Annotated in this window: 11 protein-coding genes; all 11 read right to left on the bottom strand. The window is 32.6% G+C overall.

What is annotated here, in order from left to right; translation table 11 throughout:
* Positions 1-84 precede the first annotated feature (84 nt).
* The gene (locus ACWJJT_RS14560) at positions 85-1281 is read right to left on the bottom strand and encodes a phosphoglycerate kinase (RefSeq protein WP_462953621.1); all 1197 of its coding nucleotides are present in this window, start codon (positions 1279-1281) and stop codon (positions 85-87) included.
* Positions 1282-1507: 226 nt separating this feature from the next.
* A complete protein-coding gene (gene gap, locus ACWJJT_RS14555) occupies positions 1508-2515 on the bottom strand; it encodes a type I glyceraldehyde-3-phosphate dehydrogenase (RefSeq protein ID WP_165412698.1) in 1008 nt (335 codons plus the stop codon).
* 80 nt (positions 2516-2595) lie between these two features.
* A complete protein-coding gene (locus ACWJJT_RS14550; RefSeq protein WP_462955224.1) occupies positions 2596-3630 on the bottom strand; it encodes a sugar-binding transcriptional regulator in 1035 nt (344 codons plus the stop codon).
* Positions 3631-3787: 157 nt separating this feature from the next.
* The gene (rpoN, locus tag ACWJJT_RS14545; protein WP_216302031.1) at positions 3788-5158 is read right to left on the bottom strand and encodes an RNA polymerase factor sigma-54; all 1371 of its coding nucleotides are present in this window, start codon (positions 5156-5158) and stop codon (positions 3788-3790) included.
* Between the two features lie 189 nt (positions 5159-5347).
* Positions 5348-6280 (bottom strand): ABC transporter permease, encoded by a 933-nt coding sequence (locus tag ACWJJT_RS14540; protein ID WP_216301896.1) that lies wholly within the window; start codon positions 6278-6280, stop codon positions 5348-5350.
* Positions 6273-7379: an ABC transporter permease gene (locus ACWJJT_RS14535; RefSeq protein ID WP_216301895.1), complete on the bottom strand. Its 1107-nt coding sequence runs from the start codon at positions 7377-7379 to the stop codon at positions 6273-6275. Before ACWJJT_RS14535 ends, ACWJJT_RS14540 begins: the two co-directional genes overlap by 8 nt.
* Complete coding sequence (locus ACWJJT_RS14530) at positions 7372-8913, bottom strand: ABC transporter ATP-binding protein (RefSeq protein ID WP_462955223.1); 1542 nt, start codon at positions 8911-8913, stop codon at positions 7372-7374. The genes ACWJJT_RS14535 and ACWJJT_RS14530 overlap by 8 nt, the downstream gene beginning before the upstream one ends.
* A 176-nt stretch (positions 8914-9089) precedes the next feature.
* Entirely contained in the window at positions 9090-10172 is a 1083-nt protein-coding gene (locus ACWJJT_RS14525) for a BMP family lipoprotein (RefSeq protein WP_462955222.1), read from the bottom strand.
* A gap of 262 nt (positions 10173-10434) precedes the next feature.
* Positions 10435-11358 (bottom strand): thioredoxin-disulfide reductase, encoded by a 924-nt coding sequence (gene trxB / locus ACWJJT_RS14520; protein ID WP_462955221.1) that lies wholly within the window; start codon positions 11356-11358, stop codon positions 10435-10437.
* A gap of 41 nt (positions 11359-11399) precedes the next feature.
* Positions 11400-12239, bottom strand: coding sequence for a DegV family protein (locus tag ACWJJT_RS14515; protein WP_462955220.1), 840 nt, complete (start codon positions 12237-12239; stop codon positions 11400-11402).
* Between the two features lie 55 nt (positions 12240-12294).
* The gene (locus ACWJJT_RS14510; protein ID WP_462955219.1) at positions 12295-12762 is read right to left on the bottom strand and encodes a tRNA (cytidine(34)-2'-O)-methyltransferase; all 468 of its coding nucleotides are present in this window, start codon (positions 12760-12762) and stop codon (positions 12295-12297) included.
* Positions 12763-12887 lie beyond the last annotated feature (125 nt).

The raw sequence follows: 12887 nt of genomic DNA, 5'->3' as shown, positions 1-12887 counted from the left end.
ATTGTAAGTAATAATTATTAGTATTGTTATCTGGACAACAATTAATGTATATTAAAATATTTAAAATGTCTTATTTAACTTTAACTATTTATTTGTAAGAGCTTCAATTCCTGGAAGTAGCTTACCTTCTAAGAATTCAAGAGATGCTCCACCACCTGTAGATATATGAGTCATTTTATCTCCAAATCCTAATTGATTAACAGCTGCTGCACTATCTCCACCACCTATTATAGTAGTTCCATCAACTTTTGACATAGCCTCAGCTACTGCTATTGTTCCCTTTGCAAAATTCGCAAATTCAAATACTCCCATTGGTCCGTTCCAAACAATAGTTTTAGCCATGCTAATAGCGCCTTTATACATCTCACAAGTCTTAGGTCCAATATCAAGTCCCATAAACCCATCAGCAATATTTTGACTTTCAGTAACTACTGGCTCTGCTTCAGCTGAAAATCTATCTGCAACAATATTATCTACAGGTATTAAAAATTTAACTCCTTTTGACTCAGCTTTTTGCATCATAACTTTAGCATATTGTACTTTATCTTCTTCAACTAGTGAACTTCCGATAGAATATCCACCAGCTTTTAAGAATGTATAAGCCATTCCTCCACCAATTATTAAAGTATCAACTTTTTCAAGCAAATTTTCGATAACATTTATTTTATCAGAAACCTTAGCTCCACCTAAAATTGCTACGAAAGGTCTAACAGGGTTCTCTATTGTATCCCCTAAAAATTTTAATTCCTTTTGAATTAAATACCCACATACTGAAGTCTCAATAAATTGTGTTACTCCAACTGTAGAGCAATGAGCCCTATGAGCAGTTCCAAAGGCATCATTTACAAATACATCTGCAAGGGACGCTAATTCCTTTGAAAAGTTTTCTGTATTTTTAGTTTCTTCTTTTCTATATCTTGTGTTTTCTAATAATAGAACATCTCCGTCTTTCATTTTTGATACGGCAGATTTTACATTATCACTAACTACATTTGGGTCTGCTGCAAAGACTACTTCTTTTTTTAACATTTCGCTTAATTTCTTAGCAACTGGCGCTAAAGAAAGCTCAGGTTTTGGTTCTCCACTTGGTTTTCCAAGATGTGAACATAAAATAACTTTTGCACCTTTTTCTATCAAATAGTTTATTGTTGGCATTGCACCTACTAATCTATTTACATCTGTAATTACCCCATCTTTTAATGGTACATTAAAATCGCATCTTACTAAAACTTTTTTACCTTTAACCTCAATATCCTCGATTGTTTTTTTATTGAATTGCATACACATTCTCCTCCCATATGGTTTATAATACAAGTTTCTTATAATTTAATCACATTCATATAAATAGACTACCCTACTATCTTACTATTTACTACTATCTTACTATTTATTTGAATGTACCTTGTATTAATAAAATATAAAAAGGTCCGGTTCCATAGACTAACTATAAAACCAGACCTTAATACTATACTTACAGTTTCCTACAGTTTTATAATAAAATTAAATTTTATAGTCTGTCTGCAACATATTTAGTTAAATCTGCTAATCTGTTTGAATAACCTGCTTCATTATCGTACCATGAAACAACTTTAACCATATTTCCTTCGATAACCATAGTTGACATAGCATCAACTATAGAAGATCTTTCGTCTCCTTTAAAATCAATTGAAACTAAAGGTTCTTCACAACAACCAAGTATTCCTTTCATTTCAGTTTCAGCTGCTTTCTTAAATGCTGCATTTACTTCTTCTACAGTAACATTCTTTGAAACTTCGCAAACTAAATCTGTACATGAAACTGTTGGAGTTGGAACTCTTAATGAGAATCCGTTTAATTTTCCTTTTAATTGTGGTAAAACTAATGCTACTGCTTTTGCTGCTCCTGTTGTAGTTGGAATCATTGATAGGTTAGCTGCTCTTGCACGTCTCATATCACTATGTGGAGCATCTAATAATCTTTGATCTCCAGTATATGAATGAATTGTAGTCATTAAGCCTTTAACTATTCCAAATTCTCTATCTAAAACTTTAGCAAATGGTGCTAAACAGTTTGTTGTACATGATGCATTTGATATTACGTTATGTTTTGCTGAATCATATTTTTCTTCGTTAACTCCCATAACTATTGTAATATCTTCATTTTTTGCTGGTGCAGATATAAGAACTTTTTTAACACTTACACATAAATGATCGCTTGCTTTAGTAGCATCTGTAAAGAATCCTGTTGATTCTAATACTATTTCTACTCCAAGTGAACTCCAGTCAATATTCTTTGGTTCTCTTTCTGCAAATATTTTAATTTCTTTTCCGTTAACTACTATTGCACTTTCTTTAGCTTCTACAGTTCCGTCAAATTTTCCGTAAAGTGAATCATATTTTAAAAGATGTGCGAGTGTCGCAGCATCTGTTAAATCATTAATTCCTACTACTTCTAATTCTGTTGAATAATTTTTTACTAGTGCATTAAATACATTTCTTCCTATTCTTCCAAATCCATTAATTCCTACTTTTACCATCTTGGCAAAACCTCCTAAATTTTATTAACCTAATTATATGTAAATATATAATTTTTTCATTAATCAAATCATTATATAGTTTACTCTCTTTTCTCTATAATATTTACTATTTCTTCCGCAGCCGCTTGATCAATTATTAAAACAGTGCTTAAGCGGTTGATTTCAGTAGCGATGATGGCTCTAGCTTTATTTTTTCCAGCCGCTACTGCGATTAGTGTTTTGCTGTCTGTAACATCTTCATTTTTCACCCCAATAGTAGGTGTAGAATGAACTATTTCTCCTAATTCATTATAGTATTGACCAAATGCTTCTCCTACTGCACCTAATTCTTCAAGTTCCTTTATCTCTTTTTCAGGTACTTCTCTTTTCATAGCCATATCACTGGCGATACCTATTCCATAAATAAGAATATCAGCACTTCGAATCTTATCAATTATACTTTTTATACTTTTTTCATTTACTATAGTTTTTAAAGCATCATTGCTCAAATTATCAGGTACATGTAGTAATTCGTAATTTCCACCAATTTTATCTGCTAGCCTAGCCACTAAAGTATTAGCTTGAATTTCTACATTCCTGGCCATACCACCCCTGGCCGGAAGCACTAAAACATCGGTATATTTGTTATTTTTAGAGAAATTATCTATAACTTCCTTAACTGTTGATCCACCTGTTATTGCAATTATACTGTTATCTTTAATAATATCCATAACATAAATTGCAGCTACCTTCCCAACTTCTTTAAGGACACTTTTATCAATTTCAACGTTCCCGGGAACAACTATAACTTGCTGTAGCTTCAAATGTTTCTCAATAAAATTCTCGATTTTAGACAACCCTTTAATCTCATGAATAAAGCCTTTTAACTGATCTAAAATTTCTTCACCATCAGTTGTTATAAACATACCCAGTGCATTAACCTCAATCAAGTTTTGGGACTTTAGAAAGTTTATTTCATTTCTTACTATTCTCTCGCTTATACACATCTGATCTGCTAAAATTCTTCGTCCTATAGGTTGATTATAACATATCGTCCTTAATATATCATGTCGTTTTTCAAGAAGTTCTATTAATTCAGGCACTATCTTTTGTTGTAATTTCAATATACTCTCCACTTGAACACCTTTCTGGACTTTTTAAGTCCCAGCTTATATTTTTTGCTCCCACAAACATTATAGATGAAATTCTAACTTTTTTAAATTAGTATTTGCAAAAAATATGTTAACATTTTGTTAACGGCATGATTAAATCATCTCCGGGGTCGCTAAAACATTAAAATCTTTTCCGCTTACAAGAACTTTTAATTTCAAGTTCTTCCCTATATTTTGCTACAGTTCTTCTTGAAATATTCATTCCTTCTACATTTAATCGATTACAAATAATTTGGTCTGATAAGGGCTTCTTTTGGTCCTCATTATGCACCATTTCTTTAATAGTTTTCTTAATATTAGTTGTGGATACATCCTCACCACCTACAATTGACGCAATGCCATTAGTAAACAAGTCTTTTATTTTAATGACTTTCCCGTTATTTATACTAACATATTTCTCCCTAATTGCACGGCTTATAGTAGATTCATGCATTTCTAAATTGTTAGCAATCTTTTTAAGCGTCATTGGTTTTAAATATTCAGCGCCTTTATCGAAATATTCCTTTTGAACTGCCAAAATATCTTCCAAAACTCTATATACAGTGTTTTTCCTTTGTTCAATACTTTTAATAAGAAACACTGCGCTATTAATTTTATCTTTTACATATTCTACAGCTTCTATATCATTTTCATTTTTAATAATTTCTTTATACAAACTATTTATATTCAATTTAGGAAGTACATCTTCATTCATAGAAATAAAATATTGGTCATCAATTTTATTAATATAAGCATCAGGCACAATATACTTAACCGTCTCACCAGTATAAAATCCTCTTGACGGCTTAGGCTCTAAAGTTTTTATTATATCTCCATATTTTTGAACCTCAGAAATTTTAACATTTAGTTCCTTAGCTATATCATTGTATTTATTTTCTCCCAATAATTCTAAATACTTATCAATGATTATATAAATATTTTCATCATCTATCCCCAGATTATGTAATTGAATCCTTAAACATTCCCTTAGGTTCCTAGCTCCAATTCCTTGTGGCTCTAAAGATTGGAAAATTTCAAGTGCAATTTCAGCATTCTCGTTTGTTATTCCGAGCTCCCTACATATATCAGATAAATCTTCCGATAAATAACCTTTGGTATCTAAGTTCTCCACCATATATTTGCATATTTCTAAAATTTCATACTGCTCCGTTAGTTCTCCTATTTGCTCTTTAAGATAATCTTTAAGAGATTTTTCCTCTGCAATATAATAAAATGGCGAAATTTCCTCATTTTCATTCTTTGCAGCATAGCTCTTTACTTTATAATCATCCTTGCCAAGATATTTAATTATTTCTTTATAATCAAATTCATTATTGTTATTACTTTTGTGGTTTTGCAAGTCTTTTTCCTCCAGCACTGGATTCTCTTGCATCTCTTTATTTACATATTGTCCTAGCTCATACGCTGACATTTGAAGAAGTTTAACAGACATTTGCATTTCTTGAGTCATTATTAATTTTTGTTCTTGAATCAAATTTAAACCAAAATTAATGTTCATTTTATTATCACCTCATCTTTGGTTGCTATTTATTTTCATGTACCTCTCATATTATAAATATTATAACATAGCTAATGATATAAACCTAGATTATGCATTAAGCTAGAAATAAAAATAAAAAATCTCAGCACAAATTTCTACAACAGCAGAAAACGTAAGCTAAGATTTTTTATTTTTAAAATATTATCTAGATCCTTTAACATATGGTTTACCACTCGCAAGGGGGCCTGTTGTTTTTCCAACAAATCCTGCAAGTGCAATCATGGTAAGTACATATGGAATAACATCATATACTTCTGTAGGTAAATTCCAGCTAAGTCCCTGTGCAAAAATATTAAATGCACTACCAAAGGCAAATAACAAACTAGCCCCAAGCGCTCCGAAAGGTTTCCAATTACCGAAAATAACAGCCGCTAAGGCAATAAATCCACGTCCTGCAACCATTCCTTCTCTGTAAAGTGGTGTTATTCCCAGGGATAATGCTGCTCCACCGAGCCCTGCTAGCATTCCTGATAAAATAACACATAAATATCTTATCTTATAAACATTTATTCCTAAAGTATCAGCCGCCTTTGGATGTTCTCCTACAGCTCTAATTCTAAGTCCTAAAGGTGTTTTATATAGTATATAATGCGAAACAAATACTAAAATAATCGCGAGTATTACAAACCAGTTTAGCTGCGATATCAAATTCCCTATTATTGGTATATTTTTAATCCAATCCGGTATGTTATATGAAAGTCCTGTTACTATATCTGTTTGGCCACCTTTACCACCAAATAACTTAAATATTAAGAAACTCGCAAGGGCCGTCGAAAAAAGATTTATAGCAGTACCTGAAATTACTTGATCTGCACGCAAATGTATGCTTAGCACAGCGTGTATTAATCCCAAAACACCCCCTGCTATCACTCCAAAAAGTATTCCCATTGCTGGACTTCCAGTGGTGTAACTTCCATATACCGCAAAGAAAGCGCCTATTACCATCATACCTTCAAGGCCTATATTAACCACACCTGATTTTTCTGAAAATATACCACCCAGTGCTGCAAAAATTAGAGGCGTAGCTATTCTTAAAGTTTGCGCAAACAAATTAATTAAAATAACACTACTCATTTGTAATCGCCCCCTTCTTTTTCTTCTCAGAGAAGTATTTAACAATATAATCTGTTGCTACAAATATAATAATTATAGCTTGAATTAAATAAACTATTTCTTTTGGTATTCCGTTTAATTGAAGGGTTCTAGAACTACTATTTAATGTTCCAAATAATAAAGCAGATGCTATACATCCAATAGGATTGCTCTTTGCAAGTAAAGCAACTGCAATTCCATCAAACCCATAAGAGGGAAGTGCCATGAAATCTTTTGCATTATGAAGCACGCCTGCAACATGCGTTGCCCCACCAACTCCGGCTATTGCACCAGAAATCACCATAGCCAAAACAGTATTTTTCGCTACATTAATCCCACCATATTCTGCAGCATGTGGATTTATACCAACTGCTCTTATTTCGTAACCAACAGTGGTTTTCCATAATAACCAGAATATAAAGATAGCTACTGCTATGGCAAGGAATATACTAATATTAGCTCCACTACCGCTAACAAACCTATGAATTTCTGCACTCTCTTGTATATTAGGAGTACTTGCTTTACCTTCCACTCCAAAACTAGTTCTTAAAATAATAAAATTGGCTAAAGCCATAGATATATAATTCATCATAATTGTGTTAATAACTTCATGAGTGCCTACTTTAGCCTTTAAATATCCCGGGATTGCTCCCCATACTCCTCCGGCTAAAAGTCCTGCTAAAATAACTAAAACTATATGAATTACTGGATTTAGTCCTGGCAATGTTCCAACAACAGCAGCTGCCATCATTCCAAGTATAAATTGACCAGCAACACCTATATTAAATAATCCACATTTAAATGCTACAGCATTTGCAACTCCTGTAAATATTAATGGAGTAACTTCTGAAAGGGTAACGAAGGTTACTCTAGTATTACCAAACCCACCTTTATATATAAGTCCAAATAAATCACCTAAAGCTGAAAAGTATTGTAATATAGAATATCCTTTTGCCCACATTACAAAGAATACAGCAACAAATATAGAAACGATTATAGAAAAGAAAGGGAAAGCAAGTGTTTTAATGATATTTTTTGCTATACTTACAAAATTACTATTTTCACTTTCTACTTTATTCATTATCTTTAGCTCCTTCCGGTGTTTTATTTAGATTACCACCAGCCATAAGTATACCAAGTTTTTTCTCTGTTGCATCACATCTATCGAGTATATCTACTATTCTGCCATCATACATTACGGCAATTCTATCTGATAATGCCATTATTTCATCAAGTTCTAATGATACTAATAAAATCGCCTTACCCTTATCACGTTCTACAACTAATCTTTTGTGAATATATTCAATTGCACCAACGTCAAGACCTCTCGTAGGTTGTGCTGCTATTAATAATTCCGGATCTTTTGAAATTTCTCTAGCTGCTATAAGTTTTTGTTGATTACCACCTGATAATGATTCCGCATTTACATCTGCATTTGGAGTTCTAATATCAAATTCGCTAATAAGTTCATCACAGTGTTTTCTAATTTCTTTGTAATTCATAACTATGCCTTTACTGAAGGGTGCATTTTTATGAATTCCAAGCACTGAGTTTTCAAATAGAGAATAATCTAATATAAGCCCTCTTTTATGCCTATCTTCTGGTATATGGCCAACACCTACTGACATAATATCTCTTGGTGACTTACCATATGTATTTTTACCGTTTATTATAATGCTTCCACTCTTAGGCTTTTGAAGTCCAGTTAAAACTTCTAACAATTGAGATTGACCATTTCCATCAACACCAGCTATCCCAAGAATTTCTCCACCATATACTGCTAAGTTTAAATTTTGTACTGCAGGTAATCCTCTGTGATCACTTGCACAAAGATTTTCAATTTTCAATATTTCGCCGCGAATTTGAGCAGGATTTTTCTCTACAGTTAGATTAACTTTTCTGCCTACCATAAGCTGCGCTAATTCGTCTATACTTGTTTCTTTAGTCTTTACTGTTCCAGTTACTGCACCTCGCCTAATTATAGTAACTCTATCACTCATACTCATAACCTCTTTTAATTTATGAGTTATCAGTATTACGGATTTTCCTTCTTTTTCAAGATTTTCAATTATGATTCCGAGTTCCTCAATTTCCTTTGGTGTTAAAACTGCTGTAGGCTCATCTAATATTAAAATTTGTGCACCTCTATATAGCGCCTTTAGTATCTCTACCTTTTGTTGTTGCCCTACAGAAATATCTTCTATAACCGCGCTTGGGTCTATTGCAAAACCGTACCTTTCTGAAATTTCTTTAACATCATGTATCGCTTTGCCCATATCAATTTTGAATCCTTTTTTAGGTTCAATACCCAACACAATATTTTCCGCAACAGTAAAATTATGTACAAGCATAAAATGTTGATGAACCATTCCTATACCTAACTTGATAGCATCATTTGGAGTAGATATATTCACTAGGTTACCGCTTACATAAATCTCGCCTTCTTCTTGTTTATATAGACCATAGAGAATATTCATAAGGGTTGTTTTTCCTGCGCCATTTTCACCAAGAAGAACGTGTGTTTCGCCTCTTAATAGTTCAAAATTTATGTTGTCATTGGCAATGGTTCCTGGAAAAATCTTTGTTATGCCCTTCATTTCAATTACCTTTTCCATTGGATTTCCTCCTTAAAAAGATTATTCATCACCTGTGGTGCTGACATCACCTGTGGTGCTGACATTACCTTCGCCCAAAATTTTCATTATTAGAAAGAGCTAGATGTAACACATCTAGCTCTTATTGTATACTAAAAACCATAAATCAGTAAATGAAAATTTTTATTTATTGATTTTTATTTAAAATCCATTGCTCCTTGTCTATCTACTGGAACAACTGTTTTTCCCGCTATAACTTTATCTTCATATTTTTTAACTTCATCTAAAACATCTTTTGGTACGTTTTTATTAGATGTATCAGCTATTCCTACGCCTTTTTCTTTTAACCCAAGATTAGTAACTGTACCACCTTTAAATTCGTTTTTAATTTGAGCTTTAGCTTGATTGTAAGTTGCTGTATCAACTCTTTTTATCATACTTGAAAGTATTATATCAGAATACTGTGGAACTGTTAAAGATTGATCCATATCAACTCCTATAGCCCAAACTGTTTTTCCTCCATCTTTTAATTCTTTAGCTGCTTTAAATAAACCAAGACCAACTCCGGCTGCCGCATGATAAATTACGTCACAACCTCCTTGATATAATGATTTAGATAATTCATAACCTTTTGCTGAATCATTGTAACTATCTGCATATTTTACAGTTGTTCCTGCACTCTTACCATCAATGCTCAATAATCCTTTTGCAGCTTCTGGATTAACTGCTTTAACGCCAGCTGCAAACCCAACTTCGAATCTGTTTATTAATTCATTATCTTTTCCACCAATAAATCCAATTTTATTAGTTTTAGTCATTTTCCCAGCAATAATCCCCATTAAAAAAGATCCTTCTTGCTCTTTAAAAGTAATTGATGCTACGTTTGGAAGATTAACAACTGAGTCTATAATTGTAAAGTTTTTATCAGTATGAGTTTTAGCAACCTCTGTCATTGCATCTGCAATTTGATATCCAATAGCAAAAGTTAGATTTGAGCCCTCTTCAACTAATGACTCTAAATTTGATGCATAATCCTCTTTCTTTTGAGATTCAAGGGCATGGTACGTGAAACCGTCTTCAGATTGTGCCTTTTTAACCCCTTCATCTGCTGATTGGTTAAATGCCTTGTCGTTTAATCCACCTTCATCAGTAGAAAGTCCTATAACGGCAGTACTTTTTGGTGTATTTTTTACAGCTTCCTTCTTAGTTCCACAGCCAGCAAACAATGTTGTAACTATTGCCATTGATGTAAGTACTGCAACTATCTTTCTTTTATTCATAATAAATTCCTCCCTAAGTAATTAACTAAGTAATTAAGCAATATTATTGCTTAGCAGTATGTATTCTATAAACATTAAAAAAATCCTTTTTATTTTAGAATGTTTTTTTGTAATCTTTATATGATGATAAAATAATATTATATGCTGTATATAGATTTTTGATTCCTTGATTATGTTTTTATTTCAAGCTAATTATTACAATTTTTCAGAAAGGACACTCATAATTGAAATTATGGGTATTCTTTCTGAATTTATAAACTAATTAAATCATATTTTCAATGTAATATTCAGCATGGGTAGATGCTATTGCCCCATCTGCTGCTGCTGTAATTATTTGTCTTAGTAATTTTGCTCTTATATCTCCTGCAGCGTATACTCCAGGTATATTAGTTCTCATTTCTTCATCAGTGATAATTTCGCCTCGCTCATTCATGGTAGTCTTCCCTTTAAACAATTCCGAAATTGGAAGGTATCCTACAAATACAAAACATCCATCTGCTTTTAAATCGTGAGTTTTACCAGTTTTAATATTTTTAAGTACTAATCCCTCCAAGCTTTCTTCGCCTTTAGCCTCCGTAACTACTGTATTCCAAACAAACTTTATTTTCGGATTATTAAAAGCTTTTTCTTGAAGTGACTTAGCAGCTCTGAGCTCTGCTCTTCTATGTATTACTGTAACACTTTTCCCAAATTTAGTTAAGTATATAGCTTCAGATATAGCTGAATCTCCGCCTCCTAGTACTGCAATGTCTAAATCTTCAAAGAAGTCAGCATCACAAGTTGCACAATAAGAAACTCCTTTCCCTCTTAATTCTATTTCATTTTTAAATCCACCAAGTCTTGGGCTCGCTCCTGAGGAAATTATAATTGTTTTAGCCTTGTAAGTTTCTTTCATACATTTGATTACTTTAATGTCACCTTCGATCTCAACTTGCATAACCTCTTCTTTAACAAATTGTGTTCCAAATTCCTTCGCTTGCTGTTTCATTCGCTTGCTTAATGATGCTCCTGTACAATCTTCAATGGAGCCTGGGTAATTATCTATTTCATTAGTTGTAGCAACCTGTCCACCAAACTCTCCTCTTTCAATAATTAAAGTGTCCATTTTTGATCTTGATGCATAAATGCCAGCAGATAATCCTGCAGGTCCACCGCCAATAATTATAGTATCATAAATATGTACCATACGCTTAACCTCCTCACTTTTTTATTCACTCAGTAAAAATTTTAATATTCTTCAACGTAAAAAATGCCACAGGCACCTTCACCTGCATGTGTCCCCACAACGCATCCAACCGAGCATTCTATAAAGTCCATTTCACGTTCACTCATATGAGACCTCAAACTCCCTAGAATATCTCGGTCACTAGCTTGCAATAGAATACTTGTCTCCCCACTTCTAGTCCCTGTTTCCTCTAAATTTTTCAAAATAGTTTTTATTGCTTTTTTGCTTCCACGAACTTTATCTATTACGGCCATTTCACCATCTTTTACAGTTAAAATTAATTTTATCCCGAGTAGCCCGCCTATCGTTCCAGCAGTTTTAGACAATCGACCACCTTTAACTAAATTATTTAATGAATCAAAAGCAAGCGCACTTTTCACATGAGGTATTGTTTGTTTAACTTTTTCTTCTATTTCAAATATATTACATCCCTCTTCTTTTAATTTACAGGCTTTTAAAACCAAAATTCCAAGACCCGATGTAACATTATAACTATCAATTGTGATAATATCTTCTGATGATAACATGCTTTTAGCCATACATGAAGATTGATAAGTCCCACTCATTTTTGAAGATAAATGAATAGAAACTATCTTATATCCCTCATCTAAATATTTTTTATAGCATTCATAGAATCTATGTGGGTTTACCTGAGTGGTCACAGGGAACTGCTCAGAATTATTCATTTTATATAAATATTCTTGTAAATTAATATCCTCGCCATCCCTGTAAGTTTTGTTTTCTATGTTCACGAGTAGTGGTAAAACTTCTATATTATACTTATCAATAATGTCTTTATTTAAATCGCACGTGCTATCTGTTATGATTTTAATCTTTTCCATTCCTATCTCCTTGTTCGTCTCTTGGGGATATAACAGTTGTTAATTGCTATGCACCTTATTTCATATTCTTAAATCCTATTTGCCTAAGTGCTTCATATGTCACAATAGCTACTGTATTGGAAAGATTAAGGGACCTAGTTGTACTATTTATCATAGGCACTTTTATACACCTTTCAGGATCGCTACCACGAACATTATCTGGAAGCCCTGATGACTCTCGGCCAAAAATTATAAAATCGCCGTCTTTATATTTTACATCTGAATATAATTTTGAAGCTCTTGTTGTAGAATAGTAGAAAGTTGACTCTTTATATTTTTCTCTAAGAGCTTCATATGTATCATGTATCTCTAAATTCAAATAAGGCCAGTAATCGAGTCCCGCCCTTTTAAGTTGCTTCTCCTCTAAACTAAATCCTAAAGGTTTTATAAGATGAAGTTTGCAATCAGTTAGCACACAAGTTCTTCCTATATTACCAGTATTTTGTGGAATTTCCGGTTGAAATAAAACTATATTTAAATTCACAATAAATCCTCCTTGCCCTTCTTTTTCAATATAAAACATATAAATATCTAAAACCATATTACCCTAAGTATAACTAATAGTAAAGATGCAGCTAATCTACATTCTCTGGGTTATATCATCACCTG

It is taken from the genome of Clostridium sp. CM041 (genome assembly GCF_055081035.1).
Note: the sequence above shows the minus strand (reverse complement) of the source record. Positions and strands in the feature narration are given on the sequence as shown.